We start from the raw sequence: 16,451 nt of genomic DNA, 5'->3' as shown, positions 1-16,451 counted from the left end.
GAAAGCCTAGATTGTCACGACGCTTAGAGCAACAAATGACAGCCAAAACCGCCGCATCTTTAATAATAGAGCAATGTCCAATAATTGCATTATCGGACGCAATGGGACTATGCTCGGAGGCATGACCAAAACACCAGGAAAATCGCCCTCAGTGCCGCCAGAACGCCCCTGCCCCCATGAAGGGGACAAGCACGTTGCGCCCGATGGCGGCGCTGCGATCGCCCTGCCCGCCCATGTCGCTGCTTCGGGCACACTGGACCGGCTGGTCGAAACCGCTCGGGACTATGCCCGCCAAGCTGCGTCCGGGAACACCCTGAAGGCCTATGCCAAGGACTGGGCGCAGTTCGCCCGCTGGTGCCGGATGCGCGGCGCCGACCCCCTGCCCTGCCCACCCCAGCTGATCGGCCTCTACATCGCCGACCTTGCAGCACCAGTAGGGAAGACCCCTTCCCTGTCCGTCGCCTCGATCGAACGCCGGCTTTCCGGCCTTGCCTCGGGCTATGCGCAGCGTGGGGAGCGGCTCGACCGCAAGGACCGCCATATCGCCAGCGTTCTGGCCGGCATCCGCCGCAAGCACGCCCGGCCCCCGGTGCAGAAAGAGGCGATCCTGCCCGAGGACCTGCGCGAGATGCTGGCCACCCTGCCCCACGACCTGCGCGGGCTGCGCGACAGGGCGATCCTGCTGGTCGGCTTTGCCGGAGGCCTGCGCCGGTCGGAAATCGTCAGCCTTGACCACGGCAAGGATGATACGCCCGACAGTGGCGGCTGGGTTGAGATGCTGGAGGGCGGCGCCCTCATCACCCTGCGCGGTAAGATCGGCTGGCGCGAGGTGGAGATCGCCCGCGGCTCGTCGGATCAGACCTGCCCGGTTCACGCCCTAAGCCAATGGATGCATTACGCCCGAGTCGACTTCGGTCCGCTCTTCGTCGCCGTCAGCCGCAGCGGGCTGAAGGCCACCGGCGAGCGACTGTCCGACAAGCACGTCGCCCGGCTTATCAAGCAGACCGTCGAGGCCGCCGGCCTGCGCCCCGAACTGTCCAAGGCCGAGCGACTGGCTCTTTACTCCGGCCATTCCTTGCGCGCGGGTCTGGCCAGCAGCGCTGAGGTGGACGAGCGTTACATCCAGAAACAACTCGGCCATGCCAGTGCAGAGATGACCCGCCGCTATCAACGCCGCCGTGACAGGTTTCGGGTCAACCTTACCAAGGCGGCGGGGCTCTAGACTTCAAATTTCATGTGCCGAAACTCAGCTCTTGATGAACCCGGCAAACACCCCATATGATGCGTGATGATTGATGCGCGGAGGTGCCCCCATGCGAACTACCCTTTCCCTCGATGATGATGTCCTGCTTGCAGCCAAGGCAATCGCAGGTCAACAAGGGCGCAGCTTGGGTGAGGTGATTTCCGAGCTTGCGCGGCGCTCCTTGCAACGACCTGTCTCCCGGGCCGAACGCAACGGCATTCCACTGCTGGCATCACGCCCCGACTCCCCCCCTGTGACCATGGACCTCGTGAACGCCCTTCGGGATGAGGCACCGTGACCTACCTTCTCGACGTAAACGTCCTGATTGCCCTGATCGATCCGGGCCATGTCGCCCATGACGATGCGCATGCCTGGTTCTCCAAAGAAGGTCACACGTCCTGGGCCACCTGTCCGATCACAGAAAATGGCGTTGTGCGTATTCTCGGCAACCCGAAGTATCCGAACTCGCCCGGATCTCCAGCCGTTGTTGCCGGGATCGTAGAGCAACTGCGCGCCTTGCCCGGTCACTGCTTCTGGGCCGAGGACTTCAGTCTTGTCGGGTCTGAAGCTGTTGACGTAAGCCGAATCCTGACTTCCGCACAGGTCACGGATACTTATCTGCTGGCTCTGGCAAAGATGCGTAGCGGTGAACTGGCAACCTTTGATCGCCGTCTGTCCGTGGATGCGGTGAAAAGTGGCAAAGCCGCCCTTCATCTGATCCCGGCCGGCAAATCAGTGTGAGCACACCACCGAAGAAAGGAGCGCCACGGTGACAGATGGGGCCGACGAAACTTGGCCACCCAAGGAATTAAGGGAGTGGGCGAACCAGCAGGCTCAAGTTGCTCGTGACGCCGCAACAGAGGGCGGTTTGCGATTTCAGGCGTATCTGCCGCCCGAACTCGCTCTCTGGCTCCTTGACCGGATCGAGCAAGGCATATTCATCGACCCATCCGAAGCTGTCTTCGTTCTTCTCGTTGAAGCTCGGGAGCTGGAGCCACATTCGGATCTGCGACAGGAACTGATGAAGCGCCGGATTTTGAGTGCAGCCGACGATCCTCGGCCCAGCATCCCTGCCGATAAATTCATGGCCAAATTAGAGGCCACGCGAAAGAAACTACAGCCTGAGCCGGCCATATGGCTACCCAAACAAGAAGACTGACTCTCAGGCTCTGGCAGTAGTTGTAGAAAGTCATTTGAAAACGGTCGTTTAGGCGCAGACAAACTGCAAAGAACTGTACAGTCAAATCAGAGTGTTAACGACCGGCCCTTCCCCTCGAACGACAGTCGGTCGGGATCAGTAAACTTGCCAGTGCGTCGGGGTATCGCATTGCCATCCAGCGCGGTGCAAAAGTGGGCGATCATCCGCGAACTCCGCGTGTCCCAGACAAAGATACCCGGTGAAAACCCAGCTTCGCGGCACATCGAAAAGGGATTGAACCGCGGCGGGTTCCAGAATTGACACCCAGCCAAGACCCATGTTTTCGGTCCGGGCCGCCAGCCAGAGAGTATGAATCGCCATGACGGTCGAAAACTGGAGGGGTTCGGGCATGGTCCGCCGCCCAAAACCGCGCCCTTCGGCGGGGATCGTGTCGATGAACACGGCAAGATGCACCGGGGCATCGCCCAGCCCTGCCAGTTTCAGCCTGACATATTCCGCCTTCGTCGCATCATCATAGCCCGCCGCAGCCTCATGGTTGCAGCGTTCAAAGATCTCGCGAACCGCTGCGCGCTTTCCCGGATCCATGACCCGCAGGACACGCCATGGACGGGAGTTGCCCACCGACGGAGCCATATCCATCGCCCCCTGCAACCTGTCGATAACAGGTTCCGCAACGGGATCAGTGCGGAAGTGCCGAACATCGCGCCGCCAGCGCAGAATGTCGTTCAGCGTGTCGGCCTGTGCCGGTAGAAATTCCATCCCGCCTCACTGTGATGACCTTGGCCCGGTCCAGCTCGCCAGTACCACGGTTTTGTATTCTTGGCTTAATGTATCAGCCGCGCCCGCGATAAGGCGGCACGCCCTGATCGGGGATCCAAACGTTATTGGGCAGAGGGCCGGTCTGGTAGAACACATCAATCGGGATACCGCCGCGCGGATACCAATAGCCGCCGATGCGCAGCCATTCAGGGGCGAGCAGGTCAACTAGCCGTCTGCCAATCGAAACCGTGCAATCCTCGTGAAACGCACCATGGTTGCGGAAAGACCCGAGATATAGCTTCAGCGATTTACTTTCCACCAGCCAGTGCTGAGGTACATAGTCGATCACCAAATGCGCAAAGTCAGGCTGGCCGGTCATAGGACAAAGCGAGGTGAACTCGGGCGCAGTAAAGCGGACGCAATAGGCGATGCCCGCTTGCGGGTTCTCCACCTTTTCCAACACCGCAGCCTCGGGGCTTTGCGGCAGCGTGGTGGCACTGCCAAGCTGTTGCAGATCCTTGTAGATATCAGTCATGTCGATCTCCATCGCGGTCAGACCCCGCGTTTGTTGCCCCACAGCAGAACGTGCAGTTGCGGCAGCACATGGGCGGCAAACCAGCGGTCGGCCATCACCAGGTCCACCAGCCAGCCCATGCGCTGCAGAATACCGTCGGTGTCGATAAAGGCGTCGTCATCCTGCGGCCCCGGCGGGGTGTGATTGCCCGGTTGCAGATAGACCGGCAGGCCCGGAAACCGTGCTGCGGCATCACGGGCATACGCATAATCCGCCGCATCGAACACCACGAATTTCAACACGATTTGCGGCCCTGCGACGGCGGCCTCCACACAGGCCGACAGTGCCGCCCAGTTGGTCGTCATTGCACTGGAGGGTGGTTTGGGGCTCAGCACCAAGACATCCAGATCGGCAAACCAGTCGCGGCTGACCGAGCCTTGGGTTTCCAGCGCAAAGCGGAAACCAAAGGCATGACCCTGCCGGATCAGCGGCCCCAAGGGCTGGATCGCCGGATTGCCCCCCGACAATGACACCATCAAGGGCTGCCCCCCCGACAAAACGCGCACTTGGTCCAGCACTTCGGCCGAGGTCATTGCGCGCCAGTCGGCGCGAAACCGGCTGTCCACGGCATGCAGGCTGTCGCACCATACACAGCGATAATCACAGCCCCCGGTGCGCACGAACACGGTGGGCTGGCCTATCAAAGCGCCCTCGCCCTGTATCGTCGGCCCGAAAATCTCGGAGATGCGGATGACGCTGCTGTCATCGGTCATGGCCGGTATTCCGCCCATGTCTTGGGCGTCTCGCTGACCCGCACCGCCACGGTTTCGGGCAAAAGTGCCTTGCACCAGTCATAGAAATGCTGTGCCAGAACTTCCGAGGTGACGGCGTCATGGCCCAGCACCTCATTGAGGTGGCGATGGTCAAAATTGTCGTCGATGTAGCGCTTCAGCGGGGCCAAATCATGATAGTCGCGCACGAAGCCAAAGGCGTTCAGCTTGACCGCCGCCAGCTCCACCACCACGATGTAATTATGCCCATGCAACCGGGCGCATTGGTGATCGGCAGGCAGTTGGCACAGCTGATGCGAGGCGGAAAAGTGGAATTCCTTAGTGATGCGGAACATCAAACCGCCTTCCGCTTGACCGCTTCGCGCCAGAAATCGGCATCGGTATAGGCCGTAGGATCGGCAACCCCCGCCAGATCAAAGGCCTCGCGCCGTTCGACACAGGTGCCGCAACGCCCGCAATGCAAATCACCACCCTTGTAGCAAGACCATGTTTGCGCAAAGGGCGTGCCGTGCAGCGCCCCATCGGTGACAATGGCCGATTTCGGCAGGTTCACGTAGGGGGCGTAAAGCGCGATGTTGGCATACCCCTCAAGGGCATGGCGCTGCATGGTCTGGAAGGCGTCGATAAAGCCGGGACGGCAATCGGGATAGATGAAATGATCGCCGCCATGCACGGCGGTGGCGACGGCATCGGCGCCCCGGGCGGCGGCCACGCCAAAGGCAATGGCCAGCATGATGGCGTTGCGGTTCGGCACCACAGTGATGCGCATGGTTTCTTCGGCATAATGCCCGTCCGGCACCGCCAGATCATCGGTCAGCGCCGAGCCGGTCAGGCTGCGGCCGATATCGCAGATGTCGATGGTCTGATGCGGCACCTGCAACCGTTCGGCGCAGGCCGCCGCAAAAGTGACTTCCTTGCGGTGACGCTGGCCGTAATCAAACGATAACAGGCCCAGCAACGCATGCTCGGCGGCGACCTTGTGGGCCAATGAAACAGAGTCCAGTCCGCCGGAGCAGATGACGATGGCTTTCATGCGGTGTCCTTGTTTTGACCGGGTAGGCTGCGACCGGTATTCTGAATGCAGGCCTATACTGCGCAGATGGCAATATGTGAAGCCGAAAGCGGCGCGTCGGGTTTCGGATCACCACCAGCCATTCAGATAGTGTTTTGCCTCTGCGCAGGCCGTGGCCAGATCGTCCCCCCGCGCCAGGCGGGCGGCGATGGCGCTGGCCAGCGTGCAGCCCGTGCCGCGCCGGGTGTCGGGTTTGCGCAATGCGGCGAGCCGCAGGGGGGATCATCGCGGCACGCCAGCAAGGCCAAAGCCGTGACCCCGCGCCCCCGCAGAACCTGCGCGCCGCGCCACGCCCGCAGGCCGGTAGAGCAGCACAGTACGACCCGGCCCATTGGGATCGGCCAATCGGCCAGATCGCCCGGCGCCACCACTTGCGCGCCGGGCAGGGTGCGCACCGTGCCAGCTGGGCGCAGGTCGATCACTGTATCTTCGCTGCCGATCTGTGTGGCGGCGACAAAGCCGAAACCGGATGCCTCGGCGGCCCCATCAAATCCAAACCCGCCAAAACGCCAACTTGCCATGTCCAGCGTGAAGATCCGGCCCAAAGGCGACGGCTCCAGCCCGATCAGGACCGAAAGCGCCATCTGCGCCTGCACACCGGATGGACACCCCGCGATGGCACAAACCATCCACCAACGCCTGCAAGGCCTGGCGCGGGTCAAGATGCGCCTCGTCCGCATAGTAAAGCGCGCTGGCAAAGCGCCCCGCCAGAGCGGGTTCAAGCTCTGCAATCTGGTCGGGACCGATGCGCGCGTGGCCGATTGTACGGGCGGCGAACCGGTCGAGTTCTGCCCGGTCGCGGGCCGGGGCCACGACCAGAGTGCCATGCCGCACGACGCCGGGCAACCGTGCGGCCCACCAGTCGTCGGCAACGGCTCCCAGCCGCGCCACCTCGGGCGGGGTACTTTCGCCCTCGACAAAGGGGGCCAGTATCCCCCCGCCAGCCAGCTTGCGCCCGCACCCTCCGGGCCGCTGTCCACCACCTCCACGGACAGGCCGCGTTCGGACAGCGCGGTCGCGGCGCACAGCCCCGCGACCCCGGCCCCTAGAATGGTGATCATTCCGTGACCTCTGCCGCGGGCAGATAAACCTCGCCCTTTTCTCGGCGATGGGGGCTCTGTTGCACAAATCCTGTGAGGGATTCATCTCGTGAATCCAGCGTGGTAGCTGGGATGCATGAGCAGACACACACCCCCGACTTACAAGACTAGGAACTGGCCAGCCTACAATGAAGCGCTCAAGTGCCGGGGCTCGCTGACGATCCATTGGCCGGTAGGCGATTGTCTGCAATCGCCGTAAGGCTGCATCGATCCCGAGATGATCTCGGAGGCCGCGCCGACAGGCAAGCGTGGTCGCCAGCAGACTTACAGCGATACTGCCATTCAGGCTTGCCTGACAATGAAGGTGTTATTCGGCATGGCACTCCGGCAGACGACCGGGTTCGTCGAAAGCCTGATGCGCCTGGTCGGCCTTGACTGGTCGGTTCCCGACTTCAGCACGCTGAGCCGACGCCAGAAGACCCTCGCCGTCAACATCCCGTATCGTGGCTCCAAAGGGCCGCTGCACCTGCTGATCGACAGCACCGGCATCAAGGTCGAGGGCGAAGGCGAGTGGCACGCGCGCAAGCACGGCGGCCCCAAACGGCGCGTCTGGCGCAAGATCCACCTCGGAATCGACGAGCAAACACTGGAGGTTAGAGCCGTCGAGGTCACCGGGAGCCATATCGGCGATGCACCGGTCCTGCCCGACCTGCTCAGCCAGATCCCGGCAGGCGAGGAGATCGGCAGCGTCACCGCTGACGGCGCCTATGATACCCGCAAGTGCCATGATGCGATCGCTGACCGCGGCGCCCACGCCGTCATCCCGCCCCGCAAGAACGCGAAGCCGTGGAAGACCGTCACATCTGGTGCAGTCGCCAGAAACGAGGCCCTGCGGGCGGCGAAATATCTCGGCCGTGCGATCTGGCGAAGCTGGAGCGGATACCACCGACGAAGCCGTGCCGAAACAAAGATGCACTGTATGAAACTGCTGGGGCAGCGCCTCATGGCGCGGGACTTTGACCGACAGGTCGCAGAGGTCCAGATCCGCATAGCCGTCTTGAACGGCTACACCGCGCTTGGCATACCTGTCACAGAAACCGTGGGATGAATCCGTCCTGGGAAAGGGGAACCTCGGACATCAAAGGCTTTGTGCAACAGAGCCAGACGAATGTCCCATCCTAGCTCGCGAACGTCGCTGTCCTTGAAACGTTGTCAGAATGCGGCTTGACCAAGCTCACAGGCGGCGGCATCTTCGCGCATGATGGTTCCCGGCCAAACCACGCGCGGCCGGGTGAAAAGGGAATACGGTGTGGTGTAGGCATTAGCCGCCAATTCCGTGACTGCCCCCGCAACTGTAAGCGGCGAGCGACCCCCGGTGCCACTGGCCTGATACAGGCTGGGAAGGCGGGGCAAGCACCGACCCGCGAGTCAGGAGACCTGCCATCGAAGTCAGCAACCAACCCGGGCGGGGTGCCCCGGACAGGAGTCTTCGATGGACGATAAACCGCGGCGGCCTGTGGGCATGCCTGCCTATTCAGTGGCGCAATCCGCGCCGCATCAGATTTTGGTTTGCAAGGCCTGCAAGCATAAGGGCAGCAGTTGCGAGCCGGGCTTTGCTCTGCTGAAAAAGCTGCGCGCAGCGATAGCGGCAGCCGGCCTTTCCGATGATTTCGAGGTTTCGGGCACTGCCTGCCTTGCGGGTTGCGTGCCAGAACATGGCGGGCCTTGTGTGGTGGGCTGGCGCGCCACTGCCAAGGCGACATGGCTGTTTGGTGATATTGATCCGGCCCAGCCGATTGATGATCTTGTGGAATTCTCGCGCCTTTATGCGGCTGTCGATGACGGCTGGATGTCGGGCCGCGATTGCCCCCCGCGCCTGTGCGACAACACGCTGGCCAGAATACCGGCGGCGCTGATTGTCACCCGCGAAGGGGCGATCCAATGACTGCCAAACCCTTCGCCGTTGAGCTTTCAAGCGTGTCCTGGGGCCCGAAAGGGCGCCCCGACATCCTGTCTGACATCAGTTTTAGCGTGCCACAGGGGCAGATCATGGCCATCTGCGGGGCGAACGGGGCCGGGAAATCGTCACTTTTGCGGCTGATCTACCGCAATCAGGCCCCGCGCAAGGGGGTCGTGCGGCTGATGGGCCGCGATATCTGGGTGATGGGCGCCCCCGAGGCCGCGCGCAGCCTTGCCGCCGTGCTGCAGGAACAGCCCACGGATTTTGCCCTCACAGCCCGACAGATCGTGGCACTTGGTCGGTTGCCGCATCGCAAGGGCTGGGGCGTGGGGCTGACCGGCGCCGGGTCCGAAGATGCCGCGATCATCGAGGCCGCCATCCTGCGGATGGACCTCGCCGCCATGGCCGACCGCGCCTTTGGCACTCTGTCCGGCGGTGAACGTCAACGTGTGATGGTCGCCCGTGCGCTTGCGCAGCAGCCGCGCGTTATCGTTCTGGATGAGCCGACCAACCATCTGGATATCCGCCATCAGCTGGAACTTCTGGCCCTGCTCAAGGGGCTGGGCCTGACTGTCATTGCCACGCTGCATGACCTGACCCTTGCTGCCGAATTTTGTGAACGCGTGCTGATCCTGCGCGATGGCCGCGTTCTGGCCGACGGCCCGCCCGATCTAGCGCTGTCGGAAGCCACCTTGGCCCAAGCGTTCCACGTCAAGGCGCGCATTGACCGAACCGGGCCTTCCCCCCGTTTTTCCTTTCATCTCTGACCCTGAGGACCCGACATGATACGTCTTTCGCTGCTTGCAGTCCTGTTGTCCGCAACGACTGCCCTTGCCTATCCCGTCACCGTGAAAAGCTGCGACCGCGACATTACGTTCGACGCCGCGCCGATCCGCGCCATCTCGAACGATGTGAACCTGACCGAAATGATGCTGGTGCTGGGTCTGCGCGATACGATGGTCGGCTATACCGGTATTTCCGGCTGGAAGACGCTGGACGAAGACATGCGCTCAGGTGTCGCCGAACTGCCGGAGCTGTCGGCCAAATACCCCACCAAGGAAGTGCTGGCCGGGGCCGAGCCCGACTTCTTCTTTGCCGGTTGGAACTACGGCATGAAGGTGGGCGGCGAGGTCACGCCCGAGACGCTGGAACCCCTGGGCATCCAGACCTATGAGCTGACCGAAAGCTGCATCCACATCGGCACCAAGGCCAAGTCCAGCATGGATGACTTGTATGCCGATATCCTGAACCTTGGCCGCATCTTCGGGGTCGAGGGGCGCGCACAGGACCTGGTCTCAGGCTGGCAGGCACGGCTGGCCGAGGTGACGGCGGGCGTGGATCGCACCACCCCGCTGCGCGTGTTCGTCTATGACAGCGGCGAAGAAGCCCCCTTTACTGCAGGCGCCTATGCCATGCCGACCGCGTTGATCGAGGCGGCAGGCGGCGTCAACATCATGAATGATCTGGAAAAGAGCTGGGCCGAGATCGCCTGGGAGCCAGTGGTGGAGCGCAACCCCGAGGTGGTGGTTATCGTGAACTATGGCGACGTCACCGCCGACCAGAAGATTGCCTTCATGAAGGAGAACCAAGCCTTCGCCAATATCGACGCAGTAAAGAACGACCGTTTCGTCGTGCTGGAATACGTCGAGGCGACCCCCGGCCCCCGCAACATCAAGGCGATGGAAAAGCTGGTCGCAGGCTTCTGGGGGCAATAGACCATGGTTGACGCCACCGCCGTTCCGTCACTGGCCCGCAAGATCGGAATAAGCACCGGCATCGCCCTTGTAACGGCGGTGGTGCTGCTGGTTTCCGTCATCATGGCGGTGTCGGTGGGGGCAGTGGCAATTCCTTTGGGTACGGTCTGGGGCATTGCGCTTGACCGCATTCTGCCAGGCATCGTGACCCCGGACTGGAGCGCGGGTCGCGCAAACATCGTCTGGGAGATCCGTTTTCCACGCGTGGTGCTGGCCGGGCTTGTCGGGGCGGGACTCGGACTGGTGGGGGCGGCCCTGCAATCGGTCACGCGCAACCCGCTGGCCGACCCGCATCTCCTGGGTATCTCATCGGGCGGGGCCTTTGGCGCGATAGCGGCGCTGTTGCACACCGGATTGTTCCTTGGCGTGATGACCGTGCCGCTGATGGCCTTTGGCGGTGCGCTGGTGGCGACCGTTCTGGTGCTTGGGGTTGCACAATTGGCAGGGGCCAACAGTGCCGACCGGCTGGTGCTGGCCGGGGTTGCCGTCAGCTTTGTCATCATGGCAGGGGCCAATATCCTGATCTTTCTTGGCGATCCGCGGGCGACCCACACGGTGGTCTTCTGGATGCTGGGCGGGCTTGGTCTGGCGCAATGGAACCATCTGATCTGGCCGCTGGCTGTGCTGATCCCTTGCGGCCTCTGGCTTTGGGCACAGGCCGGGCGGCTGAACGCCATGAGCCTTGGGGATGAGACGGCGGCCAGCCTCGGGATCGAGGTCGGCCGCTTCCGCCTGACCGTCTTTGTTGCAGCAGCCCTGATCACCGGGGTGATGGTGGCCTTTTCCGGCTTGATCGGCTTTGTCGGCCTGATGATGCCGCATCTGGTGCGGCTGGTGGTGGGCGGTGACAACGCGCGCGTGCTGCCGGCCTCTGCGCTGGCGGGCGCGGTGTTCCTGATCTGGGCCGACGCGTTGGCCCGAGTGGCTGTCGCCCCCGAAGACATGCCGATCGGCGTGGTCACCGGCCTTGTGGGCGGGGTGTTCTTCATCTGGATGATGGCGCGGCGGCCTTAAGTCTTGCGGATCAGGTAGATGTCCATGATCCAGCCATGCGCGGCGCGGGCGGTCGCGCGGGTGGCCAGAATGTCGTCTTGCACCTGCGCCAGCGGGCCGGCGCGCAGGACCTGTTGGGCCATGCCGACATAGGCCCCCCACCAGATCATCAGCCCGGCCGGGTCCAGCGCCCGGAACGCGCCGCCCGCATCCAGCATGACGACGATGGTCGTGGCCCCCTCGGGCCATCCGCTATCCCGCAGCGCCCGGCCCGTGGTGATGGTGACGGGAGCGGCCAGATCGTTCAACGGGATGGCATGGGCCGCGCACAGCATCTGGATCGCGGTAATGCCGGGTATCACCTCCAGCGTCAGCGGCATCCGCAGGCCCACTCGCTCGGCAATGCGCAGCGTGCTGTCATACAGCGACGGATCGCCCCAGACCAGTAGCGCCACGCGCGGCCCACCGCCCGAGGCCAGATGCGCGCGAATGGCCTCCTCCCAGCGGGCGGCGATGGCGTCGTGCCAGTCGTTGACGCGGCTGACATAATCCGGCGTTGCCGGATCCCGCACTGGCAGGTCAAAGGTTTCGATCCGGGTGGCGGGGTTGGTCACGCAGGCGCGGCAGATATGCAAGCGCAGACCAGCCAGATCGGCCTTGTCCTCGCCCTTTAGTGGCACAAGGATCAGATCGGCGGCATTCATCGCAGCCATTCCTTGTCGGGTGACGTGATCGGGATTTCCCGTCCCGATGCCGATCAGCGACAGATGGATCATGGCCGATGCCGGGATGCGATCTGCACCAAGCCCTCTGGTGTGTGGGCCAGCGGGCCATAGATGATCAACGCAGGCTTTTCACTGCGACCGACCGCGAGGCTGCTTGCAAGGGCGGCAACGGTACAGCGGTGCAAACTTTGGTCGGGATGGCCCACCGCCTCGGCCAGCAGGGCAGGGGTGTCGGGGGGCAGGCCATGGGCGACAAGCGCCTCGGCCAGCCGGGGAAAGGTGCGCTTGCCCATGAAGACGACTGTGGTGGCCAGGGGGTCGGCAAGGGCGGCCCAGTTCAGATCGTCGGGCAGGTTGCCAGTGGTGTCGGCCCCGGTGATGAACTGCACCCGCCGCGCGGTCAGGCGGCGGGTCAGGGGGATTCCCGCCGCTGCCGCCGCCGCACAGGCCGTGGTGACCCCGGGAATGATCTCATACCCGATGCCCGCTTCTTGCAGGGCGAGGATCTCCTCCTCCAGCCGTCCAAAGATACCGCCGTCTCCCGATTTCAACCGCACCACCCGCGCGCCGGTCTGCGCGTGATCCACCAGCAGGCGGCTGACATGGTCCTGCTTTGGCGAGGGCCGGCCCGCGCGTTTCCCCACTGCCACCAGATCGGCCCCTGGCCGGCATAGGGTCAGGATCGGTCCCGACGACAGATCATCAAACAGCACCACATCCGCCTCGGCCAAACAACGTGCGGCCCGAATCGTCAGCAGATCGGGATCGCCTGGCCCCGAGGAGACGAAAAATACGGTGCAGGTCATGTTGTGGTCTCCGGGCTGGCGGGGGCGATCAGGTGAAAAAAGGTGCCGCTGGTGATCGCACCCTGTGTGGCTCGAAATGATCCGGTTTCGGCAACCTTTGCCCTTGTCGCATCAACAACATCAGCCAATGCGGCGTCAGGCTGCGACAGGATGGTGGCATAATGAAACTCGTGCCCGCGCAAGGCCGCGCCGGCACTAAAGCCCGGCAGCGGCAACCTGGGCCTGGCCAAGCGATAGCCCAAATGCATCCGCCGCTTGGCAAAGCTGGTCTCAAGCCCCAATAGGCCGGCCATCTGGTGCCGCGTGCCATCAGCGGCCACCAGCCCAGCCCCCAGCGCCATATAGCCGCCACACTCGCCATGCACCGGGCGGGTGCAGGCAAACTCCGTCAGGCTTGCGCGGAACTGATCCGCCGCCGCCAGCCGGCCCGCGTGCAGCTCTGGGTAACCACCCGGCAGCCAGCAGACCTTTGCGGTCGGATCGGGGCCTTCGTCCTGCAAGGGCGAAAACGGCAGGATCGTCGCCCCGCCCGCCCGCCAATCGGCCAGCAGATGCGGATAGACAAAGGAAAACGCCGCATCCCGCGCAAGCGCGATCCGGTCTCCGGGCGGGGGTACGCGCGGGGCCGACGCCACGCACGGCCGCCCCCCGGCAATGGCCCGTATGGCACTGAGGTCGCAATGGGCGGCGACAAAGGCCCCGATCCCGGCGAGCATCTCGGTCAGGCGCGGCAATTCCTCGGCCTGCACCAGACCCAGATGCCGCTCGGGCAGCGCCACACCCGCCTGACGCGGCAGCGCGCCCAGCACGGGGATGCCTGCGCTCGCAAAGCCCGCCCGCACCAGCGCCTCGTGCCGGGGCGAGGCGAGCTTGTTCAGGATAACCCCCGCCAGCGGCACATCAGAGCGATAGCGCGCCAGACCCAGCGCCACCGCCGCCGCCGTCTGTGCCTGCCCCGAACAGTCGATCACCGCGATCACCGGCCAGCCCAGCAAGGCGGCGATTTCGGCGCTGGCCCCTGTGCCGGTCTCTCCGGGCCGCGCCACGCCGTCAAACAGCCCCATCGCCCCTTCGGCGATCACCAGATCGGCCCCAATGGCCACCTGTGCAAGCGCGCCGATCCGGTCGGGCGTCATCGCCCAGCTGTCAAGGTTGACCGACGCCCGCCCCGCCGCCGCGCTGTGAAACGCCGGATCGATGTAATCGGGCCCGCATTTGAACGGTTGCACCGCCACCCCTTGCGCCCTCAGCGCCGCGATCAGCCCCAGCGTGACGGTCGTCTTGCCGCTACCCGACGATGGGGCCGCGATCAGAATTCCGGACGGCATCATTCGGGAAACCTCGGGTCGGTGCCGACCGGGCGATAGCGGCGGTCGTAATCGCCGGAATACAACCGGCTTTCGTCAAATCCCTCGGCGCCAAGGGCGCGGCCGACCAGGATCAGCGCGGTCCGCTCTCCGACCCCGATGGCAGGATCAAGGCTGGCGAGGGTGCCCCGCACCACCTGCTGATCGGGCCAGGACGCGCGAAACACCACCGCAACCGGGCAATCCGCGCCATAGAACGGCAGTAGCCGCGCCTGAACCTCGGCCAGCATATGCACCGACAGATGGATGGCCAGCGTCGCCCCGGTGCGGGCAAAGTTTTCCAGGCTCTCGGCCTCGGGCATGGCGGATGCGCGCCCCGCCGTGCGCGTCAGCACCACCGATTGCGCCAGCCCCGGCAGGGTCAACTCTGACTGCAATACCGCAGCCGCAGCGGCAAAGGACGGCACCCCCGGCGTCACGTCAAACGGGATGCCGAGCGCGCGCAGGCGGCGCAACTGTTCGCCCATCGCCGACCAGATCGACAGATCGCCGGAATGAATCCTTGCCACGTCCAACCCCGCAGCATGGGCGGCGCTGATCTCTGCCATGATGTCGTCCAGCGACAGCGGCGCGGTGTTGACGATGCGCGCACCGGGCGGGCAATGCGCCAGCAATGCCTCGGGCACGAGCGATCCGGCATAGAGGCACACCGGGCAAGCGGCGATCAGATCGCGGCCGCGCAGGGTGATCAGGTCAGGCGCTCCGGGGCCGGCTCCGATGAAATGGACGGTCATCTGATATGTCCTCTGGTTTCGGCAATGGCGCAGGTCGCCATGCCGCCGCGTGCCGTGATCCGCGCCACGACAAGCCCGGCACCCGGCCCTGCCGCCACAAGAGCTGCCGCTTCGGCAACCGACCCGGTGCCATGCATGGCCAGAATGCGCGGCGATTGGGTGGGAGTTTGCACACCTGCTACCGCCACGGCCAGCACCGGCAGGCCGCGCGCTTCGGCCAGCGCCTTCACGCCCGCGACCTTTTCCGCCAGCGTGGCAAGCGCGTCTACGCGGCCCCCGGCGGCTTCGGCAAGCGCCAGCACCTCGTGAAGCGCCTCGGGTGGCGCGCCATCGCGGTATCCGATTCCGGCCACCCTCATCGGGTCCCCCGCCATTGCACCACAGGCCGTGCGCCCCGCCAGTCACGGAACCGGCCAAGCTGGCCCGCCTCGGCAAGGTCGATCCGCAACAGGGTGCCACCGTGGCGGGCATGCAGATCGGCCAGCCGGCCTTCGGCCTCAAGTGTCACACCATTGGCCACGATCCGTGTGCCCGCCGGCAGCACCGCCCATAGCGCGTCATAAAGCGCTGCATCGCCGCCCCCGCCGACAAAAACAGCATCGGGCAGCGGCAAGCCCGCCAGCATCGGAAGCGCCGCGCCGTGCCGCACGTCCACCCGATGCGCAACACCAAAACGATAAGCGTTTGCGGTGATGGTTGCAGCCCGGTCCGCCCGCGCCTCGATGCAGACCGCCCGCCCGCCGGCAAGGCACCATTCCACCGACACAGACCCCGACCCGGCCCCGATATCCCACAACCGCTCGGCAGGGCGGGGGCCAAGCGCCGATAGCGTGACCGCCCGCACCGGAGCCTTGGTGATCTGGCCGTCATGCTGGAACAGATCGTCGGGCAGGCCACTGGAACGCGGCAGGCCCGCGCCGGGCGGCAGATCCGCGCCGTCGATCGCCACGGCAACGGGGGCCGCGATGTCTGGCCAGTCGCAACCACTGCGCAGGCGTTCGCGCGGCCCGCCCAAGGCCTCGGCCACCGTGACCCGCGCCGCGCCAAAGCCATGCTCAGTCAGCCAGCCCGACAGCTCGGCCACCGCCGCCGCGTCGCGCAGCGTGCAGATCACCCGCACGCCCCGGGCCAGAACCGGCCACATCCGGGCAAAGGGGGCGGCATGCAGGCCCAGACAAATCACGTCCTCCAGCCGCCAGCCCAGCCGCGCGGCCAAAAGCGAAAACGTGCCCGCCACCGGATGTGCCACCCATTCGCCGGGCAAAAGATGCGCCGCGACCGACCCGCCCGCCCCGAACCAGAATGGATCGCCCGACACCAGCATCGCCACCCGCTGCCCGCGGCAGGCCAAAAGCGGGCAGAGGTCAAACGGCACCGGCCACGCTTGCCCGCGCGCGCCCGGATCCACCAGCGCCAGATGCCGAGGCGCGCCGAACACAACCTCGGCGCGCGCCAACGCGGCACGGCTTGCATCGGACAGGCCCGCCGGTCCATCCTCGCCCAGACCGATAATCGCAAGCCAGGGTTCAGACAT

General features: G+C 64.6%; 21 protein-coding genes, 2 pseudogenes and 1 riboswitch. Of the genes and pseudogenes, 9 read left to right on the top strand and 14 right to left on the bottom strand.

The annotated features are described in order from the left end of the window. Positions 1 to 109 precede the first annotated feature (109 nt). The 4 genes from Q8K08_RS04615 (at position 110) to Q8K08_RS04600 (ending at position 2,402) form a co-directional block, all read left to right on the top strand. Positions 110 to 1,222: a tyrosine-type recombinase/integrase gene (locus Q8K08_RS04615; protein ID WP_305249334.1), complete on the top strand. Its 1,113-nt coding sequence runs from the start codon at positions 110 to 112 to the stop codon at positions 1,220 to 1,222. A 91-nt stretch (positions 1,223 to 1,313) separates the two neighbouring features. Beyond that, positions 1,314 to 1,541 carry a hypothetical protein gene (locus Q8K08_RS04610; protein WP_305249333.1) on the top strand — a complete coding sequence of 76 codons (228 nt, stop codon included), beginning with the start codon at positions 1,314 to 1,316 and terminating at the stop codon, positions 1,539 to 1,541. Then, positions 1,538 to 1,984, top strand: coding sequence for a TA system VapC family ribonuclease toxin (locus Q8K08_RS04605; RefSeq protein WP_305249332.1), 447 nt, complete (start codon positions 1,538 to 1,540; stop codon positions 1,982 to 1,984). Before Q8K08_RS04610 ends, Q8K08_RS04605 begins: the two co-directional genes overlap by 4 nt. A gap of 28 nt (positions 1,985 to 2,012) precedes the next feature. Next, on the top strand, positions 2,013 to 2,402 hold the full coding sequence (locus tag Q8K08_RS04600) for a hypothetical protein (RefSeq protein ID WP_305249331.1): 390 nt from the start codon (positions 2,013 to 2,015) through the stop codon (positions 2,400 to 2,402). Between the two features lie 135 nt (positions 2,403 to 2,537). Here Q8K08_RS04600 and bluB read toward each other — a convergent pair whose 3' ends face one another. The 8 genes and pseudogenes from bluB to Q8K08_RS21915 form a co-directional block, all read right to left on the bottom strand. After that, positions 2,538 to 3,161 (bottom strand): 5,6-dimethylbenzimidazole synthase, encoded by a 624-nt coding sequence (gene bluB / locus Q8K08_RS04595; RefSeq protein WP_305249330.1) that lies wholly within the window; start codon positions 3,159 to 3,161, stop codon positions 2,538 to 2,540. A gap of 73 nt (positions 3,162 to 3,234) precedes the next feature. Beyond that, on the bottom strand, positions 3,235 to 3,696 hold the full coding sequence (gene queF / locus Q8K08_RS04590; protein WP_305249329.1) for a preQ(1) synthase: 462 nt from the start codon (positions 3,694 to 3,696) through the stop codon (positions 3,235 to 3,237). 17 nt (positions 3,697 to 3,713) lie between these two features. After that, complete coding sequence (gene queE, locus Q8K08_RS04585; protein WP_305249328.1) at positions 3,714 to 4,448, bottom strand: 7-carboxy-7-deazaguanine synthase QueE; 735 nt, start codon at positions 4,446 to 4,448, stop codon at positions 3,714 to 3,716. Next, positions 4,445 to 4,801: a 6-carboxytetrahydropterin synthase QueD gene (gene queD / locus Q8K08_RS04580; protein ID WP_305249327.1), complete on the bottom strand. Its 357-nt coding sequence runs from the start codon at positions 4,799 to 4,801 to the stop codon at positions 4,445 to 4,447. Before queD ends, queE begins: the two co-directional genes overlap by 4 nt. Further along, positions 4,801 to 5,499 carry a 7-cyano-7-deazaguanine synthase QueC gene (queC, locus tag Q8K08_RS04575; RefSeq protein ID WP_305249326.1) on the bottom strand — a complete coding sequence of 233 codons (699 nt, stop codon included), beginning with the start codon at positions 5,497 to 5,499 and terminating at the stop codon, positions 4,801 to 4,803. Before queC ends, queD begins: the two co-directional genes overlap by 1 nt. 108 nt (positions 5,500 to 5,607) lie before the next feature. Next, positions 5,608 to 5,739 (bottom strand): bifunctional hydroxymethylpyrimidine kinase/phosphomethylpyrimidine kinase, encoded by a 132-nt coding sequence (locus Q8K08_RS04570; RefSeq protein WP_305249325.1) that lies wholly within the window; start codon positions 5,737 to 5,739, stop codon positions 5,608 to 5,610. A gap of 285 nt (positions 5,740 to 6,024) precedes the next feature. Further along, the gene (locus Q8K08_RS04565) at positions 6,025 to 6,468 is read right to left on the bottom strand and encodes an FAD-dependent oxidoreductase (RefSeq protein ID WP_370870515.1); all 444 of its coding nucleotides are present in this window, start codon (positions 6,466 to 6,468) and stop codon (positions 6,025 to 6,027) included. A gap of 47 nt (positions 6,469 to 6,515) precedes the next feature. Further along, a pseudogene (locus Q8K08_RS21915) lies at positions 6,516 to 6,599 on the bottom strand (NAD(P)-binding protein); the annotation flags it as partial. A gap of 115 nt (positions 6,600 to 6,714) precedes the next feature. On the opposite strand from Q8K08_RS21915, the pseudogene Q8K08_RS04560 reads away from it, so the two are divergent. The 5 genes and pseudogenes from Q8K08_RS04560 to Q8K08_RS04540 all read left to right on the top strand — a co-directional run bounded on the left by Q8K08_RS04560 (position 6,715) and on the right by Q8K08_RS04540 (position 11,306). Beyond that, positions 6,715 to 7,686: pseudogene (locus Q8K08_RS04560) on the top strand (IS5 family transposase). A gap of 137 nt (positions 7,687 to 7,823) precedes the next feature. After that, positions 7,824 to 8,038: riboswitch (cobalamin riboswitch) on the top strand. A 32-nt stretch (positions 8,039 to 8,070) separates the two neighbouring features. Then, entirely contained in the window at positions 8,071 to 8,523 is a 453-nt protein-coding gene (locus Q8K08_RS04555; protein WP_305249324.1) for a DUF1636 domain-containing protein, read from the top strand. After that, entirely contained in the window at positions 8,520 to 9,305 is a 786-nt protein-coding gene (locus tag Q8K08_RS04550) for an ABC transporter ATP-binding protein (RefSeq protein WP_305249323.1), read from the top strand. Before Q8K08_RS04555 ends, Q8K08_RS04550 begins: the two co-directional genes overlap by 4 nt. 15 nt (positions 9,306 to 9,320) lie before the next feature. Continuing rightward, positions 9,321 to 10,253 (top strand): ABC transporter substrate-binding protein, encoded by a 933-nt coding sequence (locus Q8K08_RS04545; RefSeq protein ID WP_305249322.1) that lies wholly within the window; start codon positions 9,321 to 9,323, stop codon positions 10,251 to 10,253. A gap of 3 nt (positions 10,254 to 10,256) precedes the next feature. Next, a complete protein-coding gene (locus Q8K08_RS04540; RefSeq protein WP_305249321.1) occupies positions 10,257 to 11,306 on the top strand; it encodes an iron ABC transporter permease in 1,050 nt (349 codons plus the stop codon). On the opposite strand, the gene cobF is transcribed toward Q8K08_RS04540, so the two are convergent. From cobF to cbiE, 6 genes are read right to left on the bottom strand one after another with little or no spacing between them, the layout of a single operon-like run. Further along, entirely contained in the window at positions 11,303 to 12,061 is a 759-nt protein-coding gene (gene cobF, locus Q8K08_RS04535) for a precorrin-6A synthase (deacetylating) (RefSeq protein ID WP_305249320.1), read from the bottom strand. The two genes, Q8K08_RS04540 and cobF, sit on opposite strands and share 4 nt — an antisense overlap. Continuing rightward, positions 12,058 to 12,816 (bottom strand): uroporphyrinogen-III C-methyltransferase, encoded by a 759-nt coding sequence (gene cobA / locus Q8K08_RS04530; RefSeq protein ID WP_305249319.1) that lies wholly within the window; start codon positions 12,814 to 12,816, stop codon positions 12,058 to 12,060. Before cobA ends, cobF begins: the two co-directional genes overlap by 4 nt. Next, positions 12,813 to 14,147 carry a cobyrinate a,c-diamide synthase gene (locus Q8K08_RS04525; protein ID WP_305249318.1) on the bottom strand — a complete coding sequence of 445 codons (1,335 nt, stop codon included), beginning with the start codon at positions 14,145 to 14,147 and terminating at the stop codon, positions 12,813 to 12,815. The genes cobA and Q8K08_RS04525 overlap by 4 nt, the downstream gene beginning before the upstream one ends. Then, positions 14,144 to 14,917, bottom strand: coding sequence for a precorrin-4 C(11)-methyltransferase (cobM, locus tag Q8K08_RS04520; RefSeq protein WP_304796357.1), 774 nt, complete (start codon positions 14,915 to 14,917; stop codon positions 14,144 to 14,146). Before cobM ends, Q8K08_RS04525 begins: the two co-directional genes overlap by 4 nt. Beyond that, on the bottom strand, positions 14,914 to 15,276 hold the full coding sequence (locus Q8K08_RS04515; RefSeq protein ID WP_304796360.1) for a cobalamin biosynthesis protein: 363 nt from the start codon (positions 15,274 to 15,276) through the stop codon (positions 14,914 to 14,916). Before Q8K08_RS04515 ends, cobM begins: the two co-directional genes overlap by 4 nt. Continuing rightward, positions 15,273 to 16,451 carry a precorrin-6y C5,15-methyltransferase (decarboxylating) subunit CbiE gene (cbiE, locus tag Q8K08_RS04510; RefSeq protein WP_305249317.1) on the bottom strand — a complete coding sequence of 393 codons (1,179 nt, stop codon included), beginning with the start codon at positions 16,449 to 16,451 and terminating at the stop codon, positions 15,273 to 15,275. The genes Q8K08_RS04515 and cbiE overlap by 4 nt, the downstream gene beginning before the upstream one ends.

It is taken from the genome of Pseudotabrizicola sp. (assembly GCF_030684215.1).
GTDB lineage: Bacteria > Pseudomonadota > Alphaproteobacteria > Rhodobacterales > Rhodobacteraceae > Pseudotabrizicola.
The sequence above is the reverse complement of the archived record's forward strand: the minus strand, read 5'-3'. Positions and strand labels throughout refer to the sequence as shown.

Coding starts and splice junctions, on each gene's coding strand:
- Q8K08_RS04615 (WP_305249334.1), top strand. CDS start 110: ATGCTCGGAGGCATGACCAAAACACCAGGAAAATCGCCCTCAGTGCCG.
- Q8K08_RS04610 (WP_305249333.1), top strand. CDS start 1,314: ATGCGAACTACCCTTTCCCTCGATGATGATGTCCTGCTTGCAGCCAAG.
- bluB (WP_305249330.1), bottom strand. CDS start 3,161: ATGGAATTTCTACCGGCACAGGCCGACACGCTGAACGACATTCTGCGC.
- queF (WP_305249329.1), bottom strand. CDS start 3,696: ATGACTGATATCTACAAGGATCTGCAACAGCTTGGCAGTGCCACCACG.
- queE (WP_305249328.1), bottom strand. CDS start 4,448: ATGACCGATGACAGCAGCGTCATCCGCATCTCCGAGATTTTCGGGCCG.
- queD (WP_305249327.1), bottom strand. CDS start 4,801: ATGTTCCGCATCACTAAGGAATTCCACTTTTCCGCCTCGCATCAGCTG.
- queC (WP_305249326.1), bottom strand. CDS start 5,499: ATGAAAGCCATCGTCATCTGCTCCGGCGGACTGGACTCTGTTTCATTG.
- Q8K08_RS04555 (WP_305249324.1), top strand. CDS start 8,071: ATGGACGATAAACCGCGGCGGCCTGTGGGCATGCCTGCCTATTCAGTG.
- Q8K08_RS04550 (WP_305249323.1), top strand. CDS start 8,520: ATGACTGCCAAACCCTTCGCCGTTGAGCTTTCAAGCGTGTCCTGGGGC.
- Q8K08_RS04545 (WP_305249322.1), top strand. CDS start 9,321: ATGATACGTCTTTCGCTGCTTGCAGTCCTGTTGTCCGCAACGACTGCC.
- Q8K08_RS04540 (WP_305249321.1), top strand. CDS start 10,257: ATGGTTGACGCCACCGCCGTTCCGTCACTGGCCCGCAAGATCGGAATA.
- cobF (WP_305249320.1), bottom strand. CDS start 12,061: ATGATCCATCTGTCGCTGATCGGCATCGGGACGGGAAATCCCGATCAC.
- cobA (WP_305249319.1), bottom strand. CDS start 12,816: ATGACCTGCACCGTATTTTTCGTCTCCTCGGGGCCAGGCGATCCCGAT.
- Q8K08_RS04525 (WP_305249318.1), bottom strand. CDS start 14,147: ATGATGCCGTCCGGAATTCTGATCGCGGCCCCATCGTCGGGTAGCGGC.
- cobM (WP_304796357.1), bottom strand. CDS start 14,917: ATGACCGTCCATTTCATCGGAGCCGGCCCCGGAGCGCCTGACCTGATC.
- Q8K08_RS04515 (WP_304796360.1), bottom strand. CDS start 15,276: ATGAGGGTGGCCGGAATCGGATACCGCGATGGCGCGCCACCCGAGGCG.
- cbiE (WP_305249317.1), bottom strand. CDS start 16,451: ATGTCTGAACCCTGGCTTGCGATTATCGGTCTGGGCGAGGATGGACCG.